Annotated in this window: 22 protein-coding genes; 12 read left to right on the top strand and 10 right to left on the bottom strand. The window is 64.9% G+C overall.

Annotated elements, in window-relative coordinates:
- The first annotated feature begins 3 nt into the window (after window positions 1–3).
- The 8 genes from copM to CDQ92_RS03865 all read left to right on the top strand — a co-directional run bounded on the left by copM (window position 4) and on the right by CDQ92_RS03865 (window position 7,057).
- Window positions 4–408: a CopM family metallochaperone gene (gene copM, locus CDQ92_RS03900; RefSeq protein ID WP_188682406.1), complete on the top strand. Its 405-nt coding sequence runs from the start codon at window positions 4–6 to the stop codon at window positions 406–408.
- A gap of 1 nt (window position 409) precedes the next feature.
- On the top strand, window positions 410–1,351 hold the full coding sequence (locus CDQ92_RS03895) for a cation diffusion facilitator family transporter (RefSeq protein ID WP_088440050.1): 942 nt from the start codon (window positions 410–412) through the stop codon (window positions 1,349–1,351).
- A gap of 154 nt (window positions 1,352–1,505) precedes the next feature.
- A complete protein-coding gene (locus tag CDQ92_RS03890; protein ID WP_088440049.1) occupies window positions 1,506–3,998 on the top strand; it encodes a heavy metal translocating P-type ATPase in 2,493 nt (830 codons plus the stop codon).
- Between the two features lie 40 nt (window positions 3,999–4,038).
- Window positions 4,039–4,521 carry an SRPBCC family protein gene (locus tag CDQ92_RS03885; protein WP_158213759.1) on the top strand — a complete coding sequence of 161 codons (483 nt, stop codon included), beginning with the start codon at window positions 4,039–4,041 and terminating at the stop codon, window positions 4,519–4,521.
- On the top strand, window positions 4,518–4,967 hold the full coding sequence (locus tag CDQ92_RS03880) for a disulfide bond formation protein B (RefSeq protein WP_229667480.1): 450 nt from the start codon (window positions 4,518–4,520) through the stop codon (window positions 4,965–4,967). Before CDQ92_RS03885 ends, CDQ92_RS03880 begins: the two co-directional genes overlap by 4 nt.
- Window positions 4,964–5,611 carry a DsbA family protein gene (locus tag CDQ92_RS03875; RefSeq protein ID WP_088440047.1) on the top strand — a complete coding sequence of 216 codons (648 nt, stop codon included), beginning with the start codon at window positions 4,964–4,966 and terminating at the stop codon, window positions 5,609–5,611. Before CDQ92_RS03880 ends, CDQ92_RS03875 begins: the two co-directional genes overlap by 4 nt.
- A 16-nt stretch (window positions 5,612–5,627) precedes the next feature.
- The gene (locus tag CDQ92_RS03870) at window positions 5,628–6,314 is read left to right on the top strand and encodes a helix-turn-helix transcriptional regulator (protein WP_088440046.1); all 687 of its coding nucleotides are present in this window, start codon (window positions 5,628–5,630) and stop codon (window positions 6,312–6,314) included.
- A 77-nt stretch (window positions 6,315–6,391) separates the two neighbouring features.
- The gene (locus CDQ92_RS03865; protein ID WP_088440045.1) at window positions 6,392–7,057 is read left to right on the top strand and encodes a class I SAM-dependent methyltransferase; all 666 of its coding nucleotides are present in this window, start codon (window positions 6,392–6,394) and stop codon (window positions 7,055–7,057) included.
- 7 nt (window positions 7,058–7,064) lie between these two features.
- Here the strand turns inward: CDQ92_RS03865 and CDQ92_RS03860 are convergent, their stop codons facing one another.
- Together CDQ92_RS03860 and CDQ92_RS03855 are read right to left on the bottom strand one after the other, a co-directional pair.
- A complete protein-coding gene (locus tag CDQ92_RS03860; protein WP_088440044.1) occupies window positions 7,065–7,487 on the bottom strand; it encodes a DUF5990 family protein in 423 nt (140 codons plus the stop codon).
- A 109-nt stretch (window positions 7,488–7,596) separates the two neighbouring features.
- Entirely contained in the window at window positions 7,597–8,022 is a 426-nt protein-coding gene (locus CDQ92_RS03855) for a MerR family transcriptional regulator (RefSeq protein WP_088440043.1), read from the bottom strand.
- A gap of 74 nt (window positions 8,023–8,096) precedes the next feature.
- Here CDQ92_RS03855 and CDQ92_RS03850 point away from each other — a divergent pair, with 74 nt between their 5' ends.
- From CDQ92_RS03850 to CDQ92_RS03840, 3 genes are all read left to right on the top strand, one after another.
- Window positions 8,097–8,456: a mercuric reductase gene (locus CDQ92_RS03850; RefSeq protein ID WP_088440042.1), complete on the top strand. Its 360-nt coding sequence runs from the start codon at window positions 8,097–8,099 to the stop codon at window positions 8,454–8,456.
- Window positions 8,449–8,673 carry a GDCCVxC domain-containing (seleno)protein gene (locus CDQ92_RS21790; RefSeq protein ID WP_088440041.1) on the top strand — a complete coding sequence of 75 codons (225 nt, stop codon included), beginning with the start codon at window positions 8,449–8,451 and terminating at the stop codon, window positions 8,671–8,673. Before CDQ92_RS03850 ends, CDQ92_RS21790 begins: the two co-directional genes overlap by 8 nt.
- Window positions 8,674–8,809: 136 nt before the next feature.
- Entirely contained in the window at window positions 8,810–10,732 is a 1,923-nt protein-coding gene (locus CDQ92_RS03840) for a cytochrome c/FTR1 family iron permease (RefSeq protein ID WP_088440553.1), read from the top strand.
- Window positions 10,733–10,793: 61 nt separating this feature from the next.
- Here CDQ92_RS03840 and CDQ92_RS03835 read toward each other — a convergent pair whose 3' ends face one another.
- On the bottom strand, window positions 10,794–11,432 hold the full coding sequence (locus CDQ92_RS03835; protein WP_088440040.1) for a cation efflux transmembrane domain-containing protein: 639 nt from the start codon (window positions 11,430–11,432) through the stop codon (window positions 10,794–10,796).
- 68 nt (window positions 11,433–11,500) lie between these two features.
- Here CDQ92_RS03835 and CDQ92_RS03830 point away from each other — a divergent pair, with 68 nt between their 5' ends.
- Window positions 11,501–11,908, top strand: a complete 408-nt coding sequence (locus CDQ92_RS03830) for a MerR family transcriptional regulator (RefSeq protein ID WP_088440039.1) — start codon at window positions 11,501–11,503, stop codon at window positions 11,906–11,908.
- Between the two features lie 32 nt (window positions 11,909–11,940).
- Here the strand turns inward: CDQ92_RS03830 and CDQ92_RS03825 are convergent, their stop codons facing one another.
- From CDQ92_RS03825 to CDQ92_RS03795, 7 genes are all read right to left on the bottom strand, one after another.
- Window positions 11,941–12,303: a copper-binding protein gene (locus tag CDQ92_RS03825; protein ID WP_088440552.1), complete on the bottom strand. Its 363-nt coding sequence runs from the start codon at window positions 12,301–12,303 to the stop codon at window positions 11,941–11,943.
- Between the two features lie 22 nt (window positions 12,304–12,325).
- The gene (locus CDQ92_RS03820; protein WP_088440038.1) at window positions 12,326–15,460 is read right to left on the bottom strand and encodes an efflux RND transporter permease subunit; all 3,135 of its coding nucleotides are present in this window, start codon (window positions 15,458–15,460) and stop codon (window positions 12,326–12,328) included.
- Window positions 15,457–16,683 (bottom strand): efflux RND transporter periplasmic adaptor subunit, encoded by a 1,227-nt coding sequence (locus CDQ92_RS03815; protein WP_088440037.1) that lies wholly within the window; start codon window positions 16,681–16,683, stop codon window positions 15,457–15,459. Before CDQ92_RS03815 ends, CDQ92_RS03820 begins: the two co-directional genes overlap by 4 nt.
- Window positions 16,680–17,906 carry a TolC family protein gene (locus tag CDQ92_RS03810; protein WP_088440036.1) on the bottom strand — a complete coding sequence of 409 codons (1,227 nt, stop codon included), beginning with the start codon at window positions 17,904–17,906 and terminating at the stop codon, window positions 16,680–16,682. Before CDQ92_RS03810 ends, CDQ92_RS03815 begins: the two co-directional genes overlap by 4 nt.
- Before the next feature lie 65 nt (window positions 17,907–17,971).
- Complete coding sequence (locus CDQ92_RS03805; RefSeq protein ID WP_088440035.1) at window positions 17,972–18,238, bottom strand: hypothetical protein; 267 nt, start codon at window positions 18,236–18,238, stop codon at window positions 17,972–17,974.
- Window positions 18,239–18,303: 65 nt separating this feature from the next.
- On the bottom strand, window positions 18,304–18,735 hold the full coding sequence (locus CDQ92_RS03800; RefSeq protein ID WP_229667483.1) for a hypothetical protein: 432 nt from the start codon (window positions 18,733–18,735) through the stop codon (window positions 18,304–18,306).
- 31 nt (window positions 18,736–18,766) lie between these two features.
- Window positions 18,767–19,231, bottom strand: a complete 465-nt coding sequence (locus tag CDQ92_RS03795; protein WP_229667485.1) for a YybH family protein — start codon at window positions 19,229–19,231, stop codon at window positions 18,767–18,769.
- Window positions 19,232–19,276 lie beyond the last annotated feature (45 nt).

Raw genomic sequence — 19,276 nt, 5'->3', positions numbered from 1 at the left:
GTGATGAAGACCCCCATATTGCTGCTTGGACTCTTAGTTGCGGCCTGTTCATCCGGAAAGCCGAGCACCGACGCGGACAGCGCCGGACATGGCGATATGCAGCATGCGGCTGCGGCCACCTCGACGCCGGCGGCCAAGGCGTTCGAGGCGGCGGCCGACAGGATGCACAAGGATATGGCAGTGGTTCTGACGGGCGACGCCGACACCGACTTCATGCGGTCGATGATTCCGCATCATCAGGGCGCGGTGGGGATGGCCAAGGTCGCGCTGCAATATGGCAAAGACCCGGAGGTGCGCGAACTCGCCCGATCGGTCATAGCTGCGCAGGAAAAGGAGGTCGCTGTGATGCAAAGCTGGTTGGAACGTCGGGAAAAGGCGATGCCCCAAAGCCCGCCGAAGGCGAATTGACATGACCGCGGCTCCCGATCATGCCGACGACGCCGCTGACGCCAAGAACGCCGGCGAGAGTGGCCACAGCCATGGCGCAGGTGCGACTTCGGGGCGGCTCGCCATCGCGCTCGGCCTTACCTCCACCTTCCTCGTCGCCGAACTGATCGGGGCCTATTGGTTCGGCAGCCTCGCGCTGCTGTCCGACGCGGCGCATATGTTTACCGATGCCGCTGCACTGGCGATCGCCCTCGTGGCGGTTAAGGTCGGCCAGAAGCAAGCCGACAAGCAGCGAACCTATGGCTACCGCCGCTTCGAGATTCTCGCTGCGGCCTTCAACGCCGTGCTGCTGTTCGTGGTGGCCGCCTATATCCTCTATGAAGGCGTGTCGCGCTTCGTCGATCCGCAGCCGGTGGAATCGGTGGGCATGCTGGTCGTTGCGACCATCGGCCTGATCGTGAACTTCGTTGCGATGCGCTTGCTCGCCGGCGGCGTCGAGAAAAGCCTGAACATGAAGGGCGCCTATCTCGAAGTGTGGGCGGACATGCTCGGATCGATTGGCGTAATCGGCGCTGCGGTGCTGATCTGGCTCACGGGCAAGACCTGGATCGATCCGGTCGTGGCCATCGCCATCGGCCTTTGGGTGCTGCCGCGCACTTGGTCGCTCTTGCGCGACACCACGCACATCCTGCTCCAGGGCGTACCCGGTGGCATCGATCTCGACACCGTGCGCGCTGCGATGGGCTCGGTCGATGGCGTGGCGGGCGTTCACGATCTGCACGTCTGGTCGGTCGCTGGCGACGATGCCAGCCTGACCGCCCATATCGTCCTCGCGGCGGGCGCCGATCCCGAGGCGCTGCGCGGCGCGGTCGCCGCGATGCTGGGCACGCAGTTCAATATCCAGCACTCGACAATTCAGACCGAGACCGTCGCATGTGGCGATGAGGACGCGATACATGCTTGACCTGGTTGCCGTAACACAACGGGCCCGCCTCCCACGAATGAGCCGATGTCAGGTGAAACCGATCGCCATGCGGACAAAAGGCAGCGCTGTTGCCGGGAGCCTGGGAATTATCAGAAAAGGTCCAGCAAATGGTTGGAATATTGAGGATTGAACAATGACGGAAACGGTCAGGCTCGATATCGAACTCCTGCTCCCGGAAGTGCCCGACGAGGCGGACCGCTGTATCGAACGGCTGTCAGGTGAATTGCAGGGCCGGCCGGGCGTCGAAAAGGCGCATGTCGTAGCCGCGCAGGGCGACGCGCCCGCGCAGCTTTGCATCCATTATGATCCCGACATCGTCCCGCTGGAACGGGTGCGCCAGCTCGCCCGGAGCGCCGGGGCGGCGCTGACCGAGCAATATCAGCATCTTCTCTGGACCGACGTCGAGGGGCTCGGACACACGCGGCGCGCTCGCACGGTGAGCGATCGTTTGCGTCAGCTTCCCGGCATCGTCGAGGCGGAGGCTAGCGCGGCGGGCGTGATCCGCGCCGAGTTCCGCACGAGCGATATTTCACTCGACCAGATCCGTCAGGCGCTCGCCGATATGGGCGTCTACCAGAAGAAGACTGTGGGAGCGGCCGAACCGATGCTAGCGAAGCAGAGGCATTCCGAGAAAGACGACCATAGCGGCCATGATCATGGCGAGCATGGCGAGGGCGATCATGGTCATGCCCATGGCGGTATCTTCGGTGCGAACACCGAGCTCTATGTCGCGCTGCTGTGCGGCGTGGTTCTCGGCATCGGTTTTGCGATCGAGAAACTGACGGCGCTCCCCGATTGGGTGCCGCTGGGTTTCTATATCGCCGCATATGGTCTCGGTGGCTGGTTCACGCTGCGCGAGGCGATCGAGAATCTGAAGCTCAAGCGGTTCGAGATCGACACGCTGATGCTCGTTGCCGCTGCCGGCGCCGCCGCGCTCAGTGCCTGGGCCGAGGGCGCCTTGCTGCTCTTCCTGTTCAGCTTCGGCCATGCCCTCGAACATTATGCCATGGGACGTGCGAAGCGCGCCATCGAGGCGCTGGCCGAACTGGCCCCGCAATCCGCGCTCGTTCGCCGCGACGGCGAACCGCGCGAGGTGCCGGTCGAGGAGCTGCTTGTCGGCGACATCGTCATTGTGAAGCCCAATGAGCGGCTTCCCGCCGATGGCTTCGTGATCCTGGGCCGGTCGAGCGTCGATCAGGCTCCCGTGACCGGAGAGAGCGTGCCTGTCGACAAGGAGCCGGTCGTCGACGCGAAAGAAGCCGCGTTGCGCGCCGACGCGCTTGAGGCGAAACACCGCGTGTTCGCCGGCACGATCAACGGCGAAGGCGCCATCGAAATCGCGGTGACCCGGCTTTCCACCGACACGACGCTCGCGAAAGTCGTCAAGATGGTCAACGAGGCCGAGACGCAGAAATCGCCGACCCAGCGCTTTACCGACAAGTTCGAGCGCATCTTCGTGCCGAGCGTCCTCGGGCTCGTTTTCCTCCTGCTTTTCGCGGGGTTCGTTGTCGACGAGCCGTTCCGCGATAGCTTCTATCGGGCCATGGCCGTCCTCGTCGCGGCGAGTCCCTGCGCCCTGGCCATCGCGACCCCAAGCGCGGTGCTGTCCGGGGTGGCGCGGGCCGCGCGCGGCGGCGTCCTCGTCAAAGGCGGCGGGCCGCTCGAAAACCTCGGCTCGCTGACCGCGCTTGCTTTCGACAAGACGGGAACGCTGACCGAAGGACGACCGCGCATCACTGACGTGGTCCCGGCGACCGGCGCGACCGATACCGAACTGCTCGCGGTCGCGGTTGCGGTCGAGAGCCTCAGCGATCATCCGCTCGCCGCGGCCATCGCGCGCGACGGGCGCGAGATGCTCAAGGATGCGCCGCTTCCTGCTGCCGCTGACCTCAAAAACCTGATTGGGCGCGGCGTCCAGGCGCAGGTCGATGGCGAGACGGTCAGCATCGGCAAGGCGGAGATGTTCGGGACCGACGGCATTGCCCCCCTCTCGCCCGAAATGGCCGACGCGATCGAGCGATTGCGGGAGAATGGCCGCACGACGATGATAGTCCGCAAGGGCTCGCGCGACCTGGGCGCGATCGGGCTCATGGACACGCCGCGCGCCGCCGCGCGTGAGACGATCTCGCGTCTGCGCGAACTGGGTATCGGGCGGATGATCATGATTTCCGGTGATCATCAGCGGGTCGCCGAATCGATCGCCGCCGAAGTCGGCATCAGCGAAGCTTGGGGCGACCTGATGCCAGAGCAGAAGGTCGATGCGATCAAGAAGCTACGCGCCGAGATGCCCGTGGCGATGGTCGGCGACGGCGTCAACGACGCCCCGGCGATGGCGAGCGCCACTGTCGGTATCGCTATGGGCGCCGCCGGCTCGGACGTCGCGCTCGAGACCGCCGATGTGGCGCTCATGGCGGACGATCTCGCGCATCTGCCTTTCGCGATCGGGCTCAGCCGCCGCACCCGCTCGATCATCCGTCAGAATATGGTCGTGAGCCTCGGCGTCGTCGTCGTGCTGGTTCCCGCGACGATCTTCGGTCTCGGTATCGGCCCCGCCGTCGCGGCGCACGAGGGATCGACCCTCGTCGTCGTAGCCAACGCGCTTCGCCTGCTCGCGTACCGCGAGTAGCTGCGCCCTCGGAGTGCTGTAGTGAATTTGGGAGGTGACTGTGTTTGAGATTGCGAGGGAGACGCTGCTGCCGCGATCGCCGGCGCAGCTTTGGGAGGTGTTGGCGAACTTCGACCAATATGAACGCTGGAATCCCTATGTCCGGCCCAAAGGCCTCCCCGAGCGCGGGGCGGAGGTCGAATATGCCTTCCGAATGAACCCGGCCAACCCGCGCTTTTGGCGCGTCACGGCAACCATATCACATTGCGACCCAGGTGAGCACCTCGCGTTCGACGTGAAACTCGGCGGGATGCTGTTGTCGATCGAGGAACATTTCAAAATCGAGCGGGTGCCGGAAGGTGCGCGGTTGACCCATAGCATAAGATGCAAGGGGCTGATCGCTCGCTTGAGCCTGCCCAAGACTCGCCGAAATTTCGAAGTGCTTCTGAGCGAGACCGACCGTTTCCTGACGCAATATCTCGCGCGGCCGCGGACCAACCCGGCAGCGAAAGCCATTCGCGCGAAGAAGGGGCGGCGGCCATGAACATGATCATCCGGGAAAGGCGCGCGACCGCTCTTGCCGCATGGCTCGCACTTATCGGGGCGTGGCTTGTGGCGCTGACGGCAAGTCTCGGGGCGATTTTTATTGGCGAGGTAATGGGGCAGGCCCCCTGTGTCTTGTGCTGGTTCCAGCGGGCCTTCATGTTCCCGTTGGCAATCATCCTGGCCATTGCCGCGTTTCGCTCCGACCGAAGCGTCATCGTTTATGCCGCGCCGCTAGCCGCGATCGGCTGGGTCGTCGCCTTATACCATCTGCTCCTCTATCTCGGCGTCGTGTCTGAAGGGCTACAGCCCTGCGGCACCGGACCATCGTGCGCCGAGGGCGCCATGACTCTATACGGCAGCCTTCCCATACCGCTGCTGTCGCTCTGCGCCTTCACCGCCATCATCCTTTTCCTCATATTTTGCTATCGGAACTCGAAATCATGAAAAGACAATCCGCTGTCGTCCTGATGGGACTGATCGCCGCCGGGGCGTTCGCGGCCGGCGTCACTTTATACAGCGCGTCAGTCGCAGGCGAGCCGGCGCCGATTGTGGCGGCAGCCTTGCCCGCCGAGACCTTTGTCCGGCCTCACTCGCCCGTGATCGGACCCAAGAAGGCGCCCGTGACGATCGTCGAATTCTTCGATCCGTCGTGTGAAGCGTGCCGCGCATTCTATCCTGCGGTGAAGCAGATCCTCGCCACCTATCCGAAGGATGTCCGCCTCGTGATGCGCTACCTCCCGCTTCATCCGGGATCGGCGGAAGCAATCGTCATTCTTGAGGCGGCGCGCCAGCAGGGGGTTTTGGAGCCTGTAATGGAGGCTATTCTAGAGGCCCAGCCGTCATGGCACGATGGCCAGATGGACGGCGCCTGGGCGGCTGCAAAGGCGGCCGGCCTCGATGTCGAGAAAGCGAAGGCGATGCCAACCGATATTGCACGCGCGAATATGGAGGCCGATATCGCCGACGCGAACACGCTCCGCATCAAGGGAACGCCCACCTTCTTCGTCAACGGGAAGCCCTTGGCAGAATTCGGTCCCGAGCCGCTCTACGCACAGGTCCGTGCCGAAGTAGAAGCGAGCAAACGCTAAACTGATCGGAAGGGACATGGCGGTGACGGACGCGCGCAATTGGCCCGGCACTCTCGAGATCGGCGAATTTTCGGCGCGCTGGCGTGGTGCGGTCGGCGATTCTCTGTCGCACAGTCATTTTGCCGCACAGGCCGTTATCGCCGCGCCATCGGCCAGTGTCGAGCATGCGGGCGCGGTCATTGAAGCGCCGACGCTCCTGATCGAACCAAATGTTCCGCATCGCCTTCGTCCGCGCCCTTTAGCCGACCTCTATTTCGTCGAACCGACAAGGCACGCGGTGCTTCCCGAGCTCGTTGCAGCGATTTCGGCTGGGCCGTATCGGCTCGTTTCGCAACCTTCGGGTATCGCCTTCTGGGAGGGCTGGCTGGCGAAGGAAGAGCCGGCGCAGCGCGATCGCCGGCTGATCGATGCTATGTGGCTGCTCGACAGTCAGCTCGAGACTGGTCCTGTTCGTCTCGCAGCGCTCGCCGGCGCCGCAGGCCTTTCGCCCGATCGCTTCCGGCATCTCTTCGTCGAGCAGCTAGGCATCCCGCTTCGCCGTTATATTCTCTGGCGCAGGATGCGCCTTGCGGCACAGCGGCTTGCGGCCGGGGAGAATGTGACAGAGGCGGCGCACGGCGGCGGCTTTTCTGACGCTGCGCATTTTGCGCGAACGATCAAACATATGTTCGGCGTCAATGCGAGCCAGCTGTTCGCGGCCTAGGCCTGGCGTCTCAGCAATTCGCGCGACGTAGCCGCTTCGTTCAAGCCCGTCCGCCGCGTGCGCGCTAGCGTGTCGGCATGACCCAGACAAATGCGCAAGAGCAGGACTATGTCCCGCCGCTCGGACGACACGAACTCACCGACCAATATGATCGGGCGATCGCCCTCATGACACGCGAAAAGCGTTGGCGCTCGGAACTCATACGCCGCGTCCCGCCGACAAACGATGCGCGGATCGTCGATATTGGTTGCGGAACAGGCACGCTCGCTATCGCCATCAAGCAGGCCTTCCCCGACGCCGAAGTCATCGGGATCGACCCCGACCCTCCGGCGCTCGACCTCGCCCGCGGCAAGGCCGAGGCGGCCGGGGTCGCGGTGCAATGGGAACAGGCGATGGGCGACCGGGCCGATGCTATAGTGGGAAGCTGCGACGTCATCGTCTCGAGCCTCGTCTTCCACCAATGCGCCATCGAAACCAAGCAAGCGATCGCGCACGCCATGTATCGGGCCCTTACCTCGGGCGGCCTGATGCTGGTCGCCGACTATGGCCTGCAGCGAAACCTGCTCATGCGGACATTATTCCGGCAGGTGCAGTTGCTCGATGGCTTCGACATGACCGAGCCCAACGCCAAGGGCTGCATGCCCGGCATCTTCGAAGCGGCGGGGTTTGCCGGCGTGACCGAGGCAAAGGTCATTCAAACCCCGAGCGGGTCGATTTCGATTTATGAAGGGCGCAAGGGCTAAGTTTTGATCAGGCGATCCGCCATCCGATCGGCCGGGTCGTGGCGCAGGCAGGTGTGCCATCTTTGCCCGTTCCACTGACCGTTATTTCGATGATACCGCCCCGTAGCGCACGATCCAGAAGCTCCTGCTCCATGTCATGGATGTCGATCTTCATCCGGCGCGTCCAAGGGGAGGCTTCGTCCCCGGCCGATTGTCCGATGCAGATATAGACAAACCGTCTTTCGGCACCTTCGCGTCGTACATGCTCGCCAAGGAATTTCGGTCCAGGGGCGATGCGGACTGGAAAATCGAACGACAGGGATTCGCCGGCGGCCGAACATTTTGCATCGATCGGTTGATTATCCTTCGTTTGAAGGCTGTGTGTCACGCCAACGACGGGCCGATCGATGACGATCCGCATCGCGATCGTAGCTTCATTTGCGCGCCCCATACCTGTTTGTAATCCCTTGCCGCCCGGTGAATGCGACAAGCCGTCGCCCGTCAACCCCGTCGTTCCTACCTCATTTCTTCATTTATTGCAGCGGATGCGCGCGCGGTGGCTACGCGGCTTCTGCGTCCCGCGATCCTGCGCCAAGCGCGTCGAGCAGCGGGCATCCCGGCTCCAAACCGGCGTCGCAGGCACGCACCGAATCCGCCAGCACGCGTTCCATTCTCTCAAGGTCCGCGATCCGTTCGCGCACGTCCTTCAGATGCGACGCCGCGAGGTCGCGGACGTCGGCACAGCGGCTCTCGCCGCCATTTGCGAGTCCGAGCAGCGCGCGCACTTCGTCCAAGGTGAAGCCCAGTTCCCGCGCGCGTCGCACGAAGCCGAGGCGAGCAACATCTTCGCGTGCGTAGCTGCGAAAACGGCCCCGACGAGAGGGCGTCGGCAAGAGGCCAATTCTCTCATAATAGCGGATCGTCTCGATGTTGCAGCCGGTGCGGCGCGAGAGTTCGCCGATCTGGATCGCGCCGCTCGCCGCCATCGCAAAAATACCTCTTGAATCTGTAGTTACTACAGATGGTAGAGCGCTCCGATGCCCCTCGCAAGGAGTCTCCCATGATCGACCCGCCAAATCAGCCCAAGGGGATCGCTACCGCCACCGTAACTCTGGCGGGTCTCGCCGCCGCGTTCGGCGTAGCTGCCTGTTGCGCGCTGCCTTTTCTCTTCGCGTCGGTCGGCATCGGTGCGGCGTGGCTTGGCGGCGTGGCCATCGTGGCGGCTCCATATCGAACGCCCTTGCTCGTCATCGGCGCCTTGTGCCTCATTGTCGGTGCCATGTTGCTGACGCGGCAGCAGCTGATTGCCGCGCGCTGCGGCCCCGGCGGCCTGTGCACGCCGCGCTGGATGCGCATTCTCACATTTTTTGGCCTGCTTCTCGGCGCGGCGCTGCTCTGGGCGGGTTACACCTATGTCTGACGCGGCGATCCAACTGTTTTCGACCCTGACCTGTCCGAAATGCGGCCACCAGTCGACCGAGACCATGCCGACCAACGCGTGCCAATATTTCTACGATTGCCGCGGCTGCGGTGCGGTTCTCAAGCCCAAGCCTGGCGACTGCTGCGTCTATTGTTCCTACGGCGATATCCCTTGCCCGCCGATTCAGGAGAGCGGCGACAAATCCTGCTGCGGGTGAGGCTGTCGCTGGCAACTTCCAGATTGCCAAGAGCCGATTCTGCGTTGATTGCCACGCTCGGATCGGCCAATGCAAATCATTCTCAATAAAGGCAGCTGGCGTGGCGATTTTCTCCAAAAGCGTTTCCTTCGCGTTGATGCGTGCCCTGGGCAGGGGGGCGCTTGCTTTCCTGCTGCTGGCGCTGGTCGCTCTCCAGCCAGCGCGCGCGAGCGAGCCCGAGGTTCAGACCATTTGGCGGCTGCTTGACTATGTCGCAGTGGATTATCCGGGTGCGGTGTCCGGCGGCAAGGTCGTCAGTCCGGCGGAATATGCCGAGATGACCGAATTCGCGGCGCAGGTCGAAACGCGTTTGAAACGCCTGCCGCAGAAGACCGCCAAGCCGAATTTGGTCAACCAGGCCGCAGCCTTGCGCCAATCGATCGCCGCGAAATCTGCACCGGCTACCATCGAAACACAGTCGCGGCGGCTCGCCGGGGCCTTGCTTGCAAGCTATCCCGTTCCGCTCGCGCCGCGCTCGGCTCCTGATCTGGCGCGCGGCGCGAAGCTCTATGCAGAAAACTGCGCCATGTGTCACGGCGCGACCGGTGCCGGAAACGGTCCGGGCGCTGCGGGGCTCGATCCGCCCCCGATCGCCTTCACCGACGCGGCGCGCGCACGCGAGCGCAGCCTGTTCGCCCTCTATCAGGTGATTTCGCAGGGGCTCGAGGGGACGTCGATGGCGAGCTTCGAAGCCCTCCCCGACAGCGACCGCTGGGCCCTGTCCTTTTACGTCGGAAGCATCGCGTTTCCGGAATCGTCGCAATCGGAGGGCCGACAGATATGGGAAAAGGACGCGCGCGTTCGTGCCGCCATCCCCGATCTTGCGACTCTCGTCGGCAAGACTCCCGCGGATATCGCCCGTGAACTGGGCGACGGAAAGGCCGGGCCGCTGACCGCCTTTTTGCGCCGCCAGCCGGCGGCCGTCGTTGCGAAGCCGGTCGGCTCGCTGGCGCTGTCGCGCCAGCGCCTCGACGCGAGCCTAAAGGCCTATGCGGCCGGCGACCGTGGCGCCGCGTCCGACTTGGCACTATCCGCCTATCTCGATGGTTTCGAGCCCGTCGAGCCGGTCCTTGCGGCCCGCGATCCTGACCTCATGGCGAAGATCGAGATGGCGATGGGGAATTTGCGCTCGGCGATAGGAAAGGGTCGCCCGCTCACGGAGGTGAAGGCGGCGAATGCCGAAGTGGCCCGCCTGTTCGTCGAAGCCGAGGCGGCCCTCGCGCCTGAACAGGCAAGCGCATCGTCGAGCTTTCTCGGCGCATTCGGAGTCCTGCTACGCGAAGGTCTTGAAGCGCTGCTGATCGTCATCGCCATGATGGCCTTCCTTCGCAAAACCGGGCGAACTGACGTCATGGGATATGTCCATGGCGGCTGGGTTTCCGCTCTAGCCGCCGGGGCGGCGACCTGGTTCGTCGCGACCTATTTCATCGGAATCAGCGGGGCGTCGCGCGAGCTCACCGAAGGCTTTGGCTCGCTTTTCGCCGCGATCATCCTGATCTCGGTGGGCATCTGGATGCACGGCAAAAGCAATGCCGAAACTTGGCAGCGGTATATCAAGGAGAAGATCTCCGCTGCCCTGTCGCGCCGGTCGGCGTGGTTCCTCTTCGGTCTGACCTTCCTCGTTGTCTATCGCGAGGTCTTCGAGACCATCCTCTTTTACGCCGCCATATGGGCGCAGGGAAATGGCGGCGCCATGCTGGCAGGCGCGGCGGTGGCCGCCATATTGTTGGGTCTGATCGCCTGGGCCATGCTCCGCTTCAGCGCCCGCTTGCCGATCACGCAATTCTTCTCATGGAGTGCGGCCCTGATCGCAGTGCTGGCGATCGTCCTGGCCGGCAAGGGCATTGGCGGGCTGCAGGAAGCGGGCCTGCTCGGCGTCACGCCGCTGGCAGCGTTTCCGCGATTCCCGATACTGGGGGTGTACCCGACGGTTCAGACGCTTCTCGCACAATTGGCGGCCGCGATCGTCTTGGCCGCGGGTTTCTGGTTCAACCGGGCGAGGGCGCCGCACGCGGCCTAGCGGCGCCCCGCAAGAAACCGCGTGATTGCAGGCATGGATAAGGGCGGGTTTCCGTCCTGCGCTACTGTGCGGTCTGTCCCGGCTTGTGCGAAGAAATCTCACCAAGCGCGTCACGGATGATATCATAGGCCGAATGGAGGAAGAGCAGCGCGATGACACCGGCGACCAGAAGGTCAGGCCAGGCTTCGCCCGTCACGGCAACCAGACCCGCCGCGACGATGACGGCGACATTGGCGAGGGCATCGTTCCTTGAAAACAGCCAGATCGCGCGCGCCGTAGCATCGCCTTCGTTGCGGAAACGGCTGAGCACCAGCGCCGCCGAGATGTTGACGAGCAGTGCCACGACGCCGATGCCCCCCATGAGGTCGGCTTCGGGCGCGATGGCATGGAAGGAGCGCCAGATCGCCGATCCGATAATCCCGAGCCCCAGAACAGCCAGAAAGCAGCCCTGAACCAGCGCCGTGCGGCTACGCGCGACGGCGGTCCAGCCAAGCGCGATCAGTCCAATAAGGGTGATCGAGCCATCGCCGATGAAATCGAGCGAGTCGGCCTTGAGCGCCTGCGACCGCGCGAGGAAGCCACCGGCCAGTTCGATCACGCCGAAGCCGAGGTTGAGGATGACGACGATCCAGAGCGCGCGCCGGTAGGCGGGGTCGACGCCCGCGCGCTTTTCGTCGGCTTCGCAGCCACAATCGCTCATGTCATCCGTCCTTTCCCGTTGCGAGTCGGACAGCTATATGCACCCTCTAGCAACTATAGGGTCAAGCGATGAAAATTGGCGAACTCGCGCGTGCGACCGACACCAAGGTCGAAACCATCCGCTACTATGAAGGAGCGGGCCTGCTGGCGCCGCCGGCACGGACGGGCGGCAATTATCGCTCCTATGGAACCGAAGAGCTGTTGCGGCTGTCCTTCATCCGGCGCGCGCGCGACCTCGGATTCTCGCTGGACGAAGTCCGCGAGCTTCTTGCGCTCGCCGACGATCGCGACCAGCCCTGCGGCGCCGTCGATGCGGTCGCGAGTAGCCATCTCGTGACAATCGAGCGCAAGATCGCCGACCTGTCCCAAATGCGCGACGAACTCGCACGCGTCATCGGCGGCTGCCGCTTGGGAAAGGTCGGCGACTGCAAGATCATTCAGACTCTCGAGCCGATGCGCGGCGCTACGCGAAACTGACGCGACGCGCGAAGCCCGGGCCGCAACCGCTATCAGGACGGGGGAAGAGCCTCGATCCGCGTGATGCGGCCCGTGGCGCCATTCCAGTCGAGTTCAAAAGCGACGCGATCGCCGACCTTCAGACCTTTGCGCAAATCCGCCGATGCCTCGAACCCCATCGACATCGGCGGCCATTTCAGGGCGGCGATTTCGCCATGATCGAGCGTAACCGTTCCTTTGGCTGCGTCGATCGCGGTGATCGTTCCTTCGCCCTTGCCATGCTGCACTTCGGAAGATGCTGTCGCACCGGCTGCTTCCTTGGGAGCGGTGGTGGTCTGTTTGTCGGCTGCGGGGCTGCACGCCGAAACGGCGATCAGCAGCACCATGCCGCCAGCCAGAATGCGCATCGATTTCATATTCATTCTCCTTGTTTTCATGTCACGTCTTCGGGGTTTTCAACGGTTGTTGATCGGGCCATCGCCGGCGCATCAACAGATAGGCGGCGGGGATGATGAACATCGAGAGCAGAGGTGCGGTGATCATCCCGCCGATCATCGGCGCGGCGATCCGGCTCATTACCTCGGAGCCGGTCCCCGTGCCGACGAGGATCGGGAACAGCCCCGCCAATATGACCGCGACGGTCATCGCCTTGGGGCGGACCCGGAGCAAGGCTCCGTCGCGGACCGCCGCAACGATCGGACCGTCGCCGCGTGCCGCGAGCGCCTGCTTCAGATAGATGAGCATCACGACGCCGAACTCGGCGGCGACCCCCGCGAGCGCGATGAACCCGACCGCGCTCGCGACCGACTGATTATAGCCGAGCAGATAGAGCAGCCACAGCCCGCCGGTGAGCGCGAAGGGCAGCGTCGCCATGATGAGCAGCGCCTCGTCCCAGCGCCGGAAGGTCAGGTAGAGCAGGACGAGGATGATCGCGAGCGTGACCGGCACGACGACCTTCATCCGCTCGGTCGCGCGAACGAGGAATTCGAACTGGCCTGTGTAGGAGATGCTGACGCCCGGCGGCAGTTTGACGTCGCGCGCGACCGCCTGCTGGATATCGCCGACCAGCGTCTGCAGGTCGCGGTCGCGGCCGTCGACATAGATCCAGGTTACCGGCCGGGCGTTCTCGGTCCGCAGCATCGGCGGGCCGTCGCTGATCCGCACTCTTGCCACGGTGCCCAGCGTGATCTGCTGGCGCGATGGCGTGAGGATCGGCAGGTTTTCGAGCTTGCCGAGGCTGTCGCGCAGTTCGCGCGGATAGCGCACGCTGATCGGATATCGCGCCAGCCCCTCGACGGTCTGCCCGATGGTCTCGCCGCCGATGACGCCGCCAACAATGGCCTGCACGTCGGCGACATTGAGACCGTAACGCGCGGCGGCGGCGCGATCGATGTCGATGTCGATATAGCGCCCGCCGGTCAGCCGCTCGGCGAGCGCCGAGGCGACGCCCGGAACCTTGCGGACGACATCCTCGATCCGCTTCGCGGTGCGGTCGATCTCGGCGACGTCCGATCCCGCCACCTTGATGCCGACCGGGCTCTTGATCCCGGTCGCCAGCATATCGATGCGGTTGCGGATCGGCGGGATCCAGAAATTGGCGAGACCCGGAACCTTCACGCGCGCGTCGAGCTCGGCGACCAGCTTTTCGGGGGTCATGCCAGCGCGCCATTGATCGCGCGGCTTGAAGCGGATCGTCGTCTCGAACATCTCGAGCGGGGCGGGATCGGTCGCGGTGTCGGCGCGCCCGGCCTTGCCGAACACACTCTCGACCTCGGGCACCGTCTTGATGAGCCGGTCGGTCTGCTGGAGCAGGCTCGAGGCCTTGGCCGCCGAGATGCCTGGCAGCGCCGATGGCATATAGAGGAGGTCGCCCTCGTCGAGCTGGGGCATGAATTCGCCGCCGAGCTGGGTCAGCGGCCACAGGCTGGTCGCAAAGACCAGCCCGGCTATTGCCAGCGCCCTTCCGGGGCGACGGAGAACCCAATCGAGCGCCGGGCGATAGGCATGTGTCAACCAGCGATTGACCGGATTGGCCTGCTCGTTCGGGATGCGCCCGCGAATGAGCCAGCCCATGAGGACCGGGACGAGCGTGATCGAGAGGATCGCCGCCGCCGCCATGGCATAGGTCTTGGTGAAGGCGAGCGGCCCGAACAGTTTCCCTTCCTGTCCTTGGAGCGAGAAGATGGGGAGGAAGGAAAATGTGATGATGAGGAGGCTCAGGAACAGCGCCGGTCCGACTTCGGCGGCGGCATCGGTGATCACGCGCCAGCGTTCGGCGCCTTTCAACTCCTCGCCCGGATGATCTCTTTCCCAATGCTCGAGATGCTTGTGGGCATTTTCGATCATCACGACTGCGGCGTCGACCATCGCGCCGACGGCGATCGCGATGCCTCCCAGCGACAATATATTGGCGTTGAGTCCCTGGAACCGCATGACGATGAAGGCGATCAATATGCCGAGCGGCAGGGTGAGGATCGCGACCAGCGCCGAGCGCGCGTGCCACAGGAACAGCGCGCAGACGATGGCGACGATGATAAATTCTTCGACGAGCTTCGAGGTGAGATTATCGACCGCGCGATCGATCAGTCCCGACCGGTCATAGGTGGTGACGATCTCGACCCCTGGCGGCAGGCCGCGCTTCAGCTCGCCGAGCTTGGCGCGCACGCCATCGATCACCTCGCGGGCGTTCTGGCCCTGACGCATCACGATCACGCCGCCCGCGACTTCGCCTTCGCCATTGAGTTCGGCGATCCCGCGCCGCATGTCGGGGCCGATCTGGACGGTCGCGACATCGCCGATCGTCACGGGAATGCCGCCCGCTGCGGTGCGGAGCGGCACGGCGCGAAAGTCGTCGAGACTTTTGAGATAGCCGCCGGCGCGCACGACATATTCGGCTTCGGCCATGTCGACCGTCCCGCCGCCGCTCTCCTGATTGGCGCGCTTCAGCGCGTCGGTCACATCCTGCGCGGTCACGCCGAACGCGGCGAGCTTCTGCGGATCGACAAGGATCTGATATTGGCGCACCATGCCGCCGATGCTCGCGACCTCGGCGACGCCGGGCACCGCCTTGAGCTCGAAGCGCAGGAACCAGTCCTGCAGGCTGCGCAGCGCAGCCAGATCGTGGCGCCCGCTCTTGTCGACGAGCGCATATTCATAGATCCAGCCGACGCCGGTGGCGTCGGGGCCAAGTGATGCCTTCGCCCCTTCGGGAAGGCGGCTCTGCACCTGGCTGAGATATTCGAGCACCCGGCTGCGCGCCCAATAAAGGTCGGTGCCGTCCTCGAAGAGGACATAGACGAAGCTGTCGCCGACAAAGCTATAGCCGCGCACGACGCGCGCGCCGGGAACCGAGAGCATCGTCGTCGTGATCGGATAGGTGACCTGATCCTCGACGATGCGCGGCGCCTGGCCGGGATAGGTGGTGCGGATGATGACCTGCACGTCGGAGAGGTCGGGGAGGGCATCGACCGGCGTCGTCCGCACGGCGGCGATCCCGATCAGCGTCAGGATCAGCGCCGCGGCCACGACCAGCCCGCGCGCGGCGACCGATGCGCGAATGATCCGTTCGATCATTTCGCACCGTCCAGCGGCCGCACCGCGATGCCGGTCAGGCTTGCTTCGGAATCGAGCAGGAACTGGCCCGAGGCGACGACCTTCTCGCCGGCCGCGAGGCCGCGCAAGATTTCGGTCTTGCCGCCGCCCTCGCGCCCGGTCTGGACTTCGGCGGGATGATAGCGCCCGTCGCCCGTCTCGAGCATCACGATACTGCGGGTGCCGGTGCGGATGACGGCTTCGCTCGGCACCAGCAGCGCGGGCTTGGCATCGCCCCCCAGTGCCACGCTTGCAAACATGCCCGGGCGAAGGCGCCCGCCGCGGTTGGCGAGCTCGACGCGCACCGTCAGCGTCCGGCTATCCGCCGCTGCAGTCGGCAGGATGGCAACGACACGGCCGCCGAAGGCTTCGCCCGGAAAGGCGGTGAGCTTGGCGGTCGCGCGCTGGCCGACCTGCACCGCGCCCGCTTGGGCTTCGGGGAGCGCGGCATTCAGCCACACCGTTCCCAGCCCCGAGATTTCGGCGAGGGTCTGGCCTTCGGCCAAGGTCACGCCAGCGCGCGCACCCAGCGTCTGGACGACGCCACCGATCGGCGCGCGCACCGTCACCGTGCCGCCGGTGCGACCGCTGCGATCGACCTGCGCGATCACCGCTTCGGGCATCCCCATCAGGCGGAGCCGCTGCCGGGCGGCAGCGGTGAGGTCGGGCCTGCCGAGCCGTTTGACGCTGAGATATTCGGTCTGCGCGCTGCCCCATTCGGGCAATTGCAGGTCGGCGATCGGTGCGCCCGCGCCGATGACGTCGCCCGGCGCGAGCCGGTAAACGCGCTCGACGAAACCGCCCGAGCGGGCCTGGACGATCGCGACGTCGCGCTGGTTGAAATCGACCGTCCCGGTGACGTCGAGCGTCGCGGCGAGGCTGCCCATTTCGGCGGCAACCGCGCGAATGCCGAGGCTTTGCCGCGCCGAGGGATCGACCGCGACGCCGGGCGCGGTGCCGCCTTCGTCGGCATATTTCGCCACGAGCTGCATATCCATGAAGGGCGACTTGCCGGGCTTGTCGAACTTCTGGTTCGGGAACATCGGGTCGTAATAATAGAGGACCTTGCCGCCGTCGGTGCCGGCCGCCTCCGACGCCATCTCGTTGGTCCCGCGCTGTCCGAGCCAATAGCCCCCGCCGCCCGCCACGAGCACGGCGGCCAATATTGCGGCACGCCACCGTGCCGCCGTCGTTGCATCGGTCATCGCCGTGCCTCCCCATAAGTGAAAATGATCCGCACCGCGTCGCGCGCCACCTCGCCTTCGCGTGCCAGTGCATCGACCTCGGCTTCGGCAAGCGCGAGCGTCGACAGGAGCGCGGTGCCGAGATCGAGACGCCGCGCCCCGAAGCTTTCGAGATCGAGCTGGGCGCGCTGCTTCGCGAGCGGCACCAGTCTTGTGCGGGCATTGGCAAGCTGCTCGTCGTGCATGCGGTGCATGGCGAGGTCGGCGGAAAGCGCCGCGGCGACCTCGCGTTCGGCCGCCTCGCGATCGAGGCGCGCGCGCGTCGCTTCGCTCGCGCGTGCCGCAATTCTGGGATCCTGCCGTTTTTTCGCAAACAGCGGCAGGTCGATCGTCACCCCGACCGTGACGAGATCGCCAAAATTTGGTTCGCGCCGGCCGTATGCGGCATTGACCGTCCAGTCGGGTCGCTTGTCGGCGCGTGCGAGCCCGGTCTCGGCGTCGGCGGCCAATGTCCGTGCGTCATAGGCGCGCAGCAGCGGCAAGGCGGCGAGGCCGGCGCGAAGCGCGTCGCCATCGACGGCGAGCGGCGGCAAGTCGCCCGTCGTATCGGCCGCGGTATCGCCGGTAAACCGGGTAAGCTGCGCCCGGTATCGCGCGATATCGGCGGTGAGCGCGCTGCGCCTGTCGGCGAGCTGGGCGCGCAGTTGTTCGGGTTCGAGCGCCTGCGCCGGACGTGCCGCGCCGCTGGCGAGTCGGGCGCTTACCGTTGCCTGCAGATCGTCGAGCTCGCCATCGAGCAGATCGAGTTCCTTCAGCCGCCTCTTCGCATAGTGAAGATCGATCCACGCCAGCGCGGTTGCCAGCCGGATATCCTGGGCTGCGACCGCCTGCTCGGCTTCGGCAACGTCGATGTCGGCATGCGCGCGCAAGGCGCGGGCGCGGCGCTTGGCGGGATTGATGAATTCCTGGCTTATGCCGATGACCTGCATCGTGAAGTCATCGCGGTTGAACCGGCCCGCGTCAGGGCCGGTCACCGGGAGATCCTTGATCGCAAGATCGAGCTTGGGGTCGGGCAAGCGGTCGGCCGCGATGGCCGCGGATGTGGCCGCGTCGACGCTCGCTTCGCGGGCGCGCAATTCGGGTGCACGGATTTCGGCAAGCCGAAGTGCTTCGTCGAACGATATGGGTGCGGCGCGAAGGGCCGTGGGCAGCGCAAGCAGAGCTGCCGCTAGGAATAGGCGCATGATGTCCCCCTTTTGTGGACCGGGCAGGACCGCCCCCGGCGCAATGGCGCCGGGGGCGGAGAGCTTTACGCTCCGGGATGCGCCATGGGGTCGCCGGCCATCTTCTTCATACAGTCGGCCGGATTGGACTTCATCATGTCGCAGTTGCAGTCGGCCACTTGAGCCGGCCTGTCCTTGACCCAGACCCGAACCCGCGAGGTCGTGTTGGCCTTGTTCGGTCCGGGCACCTGGCGGGTCTGCCATTCATAATGGCCGCCGGACGCCTCTTGTGCGAGAACGGGGGCGGCAAGCGTTGCTGCCGCGAGCGCGGCAACGGCAAATATCGTCTTCATGTCGAATTCCTCAGTTGAAAAGCTCGAAGATGCACGCCGGAACGGGCCGGCGCGCATCGCGCAATTCAGCCGAGAAGTAGGGGTGGATCGGGTTCGGGGCCAATTGTCCGGCCATTCAGCCGCCGGACGGGAAGCGGATCGAGCAATCCGGGGATGTGAGCTTCGACCGTGAGCGGTATGGCCGCCGATACGACGGCAGGCGGCAGCGCGCAGCCCATCTTGGCGATGCAGTCGAGAGTGAGCCCCTGACAAGGCCCCTCGTCTTGCAGCCTGTCGATCCCCATCATCTCCGCGCACTCGTCGCTCATCACCGGGGCGGCGATCTCCGTGCCCTGCATCGGCATCGCCGGCGCGGAAGCGAACGCAGCTTCCTGGGCCAGGAGACCCAGCAGGGCTCCTAAGAGGAGAAGGAGGGAGAAGCAGCGCTTCATGACGAAAGCATGATCCTTACTGAAATCATCGTCAAACAGATTTTTGGGCATGAGGCGCCGGTCCATCGGCCGGACCGGCGGCGCCAACTATGGTCGCTCAAGCCTTCGGTTTGCGGGATGAACTGTGGAGGTTGATGATCTGCCATTTGCCGTCGGTCCATTTGAGGACGCTTGTTGTAACGCCATCGCGCGCGACAGTCTCGCCGCTCGGAAGGACGATCGTGTAGGAATAGGTCTCGGTTGCGATCGCGACGTCCCCTTCGCCCCGGACCGAAACTTTGTAGTCGCGGAAGGCGAAGGACTTGAACGCCTTGAGTTCGGGCGCAAGATGATGGTCGCGATAATGCGCGAAATTCCCTTCGATGCCGCCCGACTCGAATATCTGGGCGTCGGGCGCGAACAGCGCATCGACCCCCGACAGATCGCGGCTCTCGATCGCCTGCTTATATTGCGCCAGCGTCGCACTCGCCGCTTGATAATCCGGGGCCGGGGCCGCGTCGACGGGAACCGCCATGACCAGCGCGAGGCCGATCGCCGCAGATGTGATACATCTCATCCTCATTCTCCCTTTCCGTGCGGCGGCCGCGATGCGCGCCCGCCGCGATGT

Source organism: Sphingopyxis bauzanensis, assembly GCF_002205675.1.
Classification (GTDB): Bacteria; Pseudomonadota; Alphaproteobacteria; order Sphingomonadales; family Sphingomonadaceae; genus Sphingopyxis; species Sphingopyxis bauzanensis.
This window is presented reverse-complemented; position numbering and strand designations above follow the sequence as displayed.

Coding starts and splice junctions, on each gene's coding strand:
- CDQ92_RS03875 (WP_088440047.1), top strand. CDS start 4,964: ATGAAAAGACAATCCGCTGTCGTCCTGATGGGACTGATCGCCGCCGGG.
- CDQ92_RS03840 (WP_088440553.1), top strand. CDS start 8,810: ATGCGTGCCCTGGGCAGGGGGGCGCTTGCTTTCCTGCTGCTGGCGCTG.
- CDQ92_RS03810 (WP_088440036.1), bottom strand. CDS start 17,906: ATGCGCCTATTCCTAGCGGCAGCTCTGCTTGCGCTGCCCACGGCCCTT.
- CDQ92_RS03850 (WP_088440042.1), top strand. CDS start 8,097: ATGATCGACCCGCCAAATCAGCCCAAGGGGATCGCTACCGCCACCGTA.
- CDQ92_RS03870 (WP_088440046.1), top strand. CDS start 5,628: ATGGCGGTGACGGACGCGCGCAATTGGCCCGGCACTCTCGAGATCGGC.
- CDQ92_RS03830 (WP_088440039.1), top strand. CDS start 11,501: ATGAAAATTGGCGAACTCGCGCGTGCGACCGACACCAAGGTCGAAACC.
- CDQ92_RS03865 (WP_088440045.1), top strand. CDS start 6,392: ATGACCCAGACAAATGCGCAAGAGCAGGACTATGTCCCGCCGCTCGGA.
- CDQ92_RS03855 (WP_088440043.1), bottom strand. CDS start 8,022: ATGGCGGCGAGCGGCGCGATCCAGATCGGCGAACTCTCGCGCCGCACC.
- CDQ92_RS03815 (WP_088440037.1), bottom strand. CDS start 16,683: ATGACCGATGCAACGACGGCGGCACGGTGGCGTGCCGCAATATTGGCC.
- CDQ92_RS03795 (WP_229667485.1), bottom strand. CDS start 19,231: ATGAGGATGAGATGTATCACATCTGCGGCGATCGGCCTCGCGCTGGTC.
- copM (WP_188682406.1), top strand. CDS start 4: ATGAAGACCCCCATATTGCTGCTTGGACTCTTAGTTGCGGCCTGTTCA.
- CDQ92_RS03825 (WP_088440552.1), bottom strand. CDS start 12,303: ATGAAATCGATGCGCATTCTGGCTGGCGGCATGGTGCTGCTGATCGCC.
- CDQ92_RS03820 (WP_088440038.1), bottom strand. CDS start 15,460: ATGATCGAACGGATCATTCGCGCATCGGTCGCCGCGCGCGGGCTGGTC.
- CDQ92_RS03860 (WP_088440044.1), bottom strand. CDS start 7,487: ATGGGGCGCGCAAATGAAGCTACGATCGCGATGCGGATCGTCATCGAT.
- CDQ92_RS03805 (WP_088440035.1), bottom strand. CDS start 18,238: ATGAAGACGATATTTGCCGTTGCCGCGCTCGCGGCAGCAACGCTTGCC.
- CDQ92_RS03895 (WP_088440050.1), top strand. CDS start 410: ATGACCGCGGCTCCCGATCATGCCGACGACGCCGCTGACGCCAAGAAC.
- CDQ92_RS03800 (WP_229667483.1), bottom strand. CDS start 18,735: ATGGACCGGCGCCTCATGCCCAAAAATCTGTTTGACGATGATTTCAGT.
- CDQ92_RS21790 (WP_088440041.1), top strand. CDS start 8,449: ATGTCTGACGCGGCGATCCAACTGTTTTCGACCCTGACCTGTCCGAAA.
- CDQ92_RS03880 (WP_229667480.1), top strand. CDS start 4,518: ATGAACATGATCATCCGGGAAAGGCGCGCGACCGCTCTTGCCGCATGG.
- CDQ92_RS03835 (WP_088440040.1), bottom strand. CDS start 11,432: ATGAGCGATTGTGGCTGCGAAGCCGACGAAAAGCGCGCGGGCGTCGAC.
- CDQ92_RS03890 (WP_088440049.1), top strand. CDS start 1,506: ATGACGGAAACGGTCAGGCTCGATATCGAACTCCTGCTCCCGGAAGTG.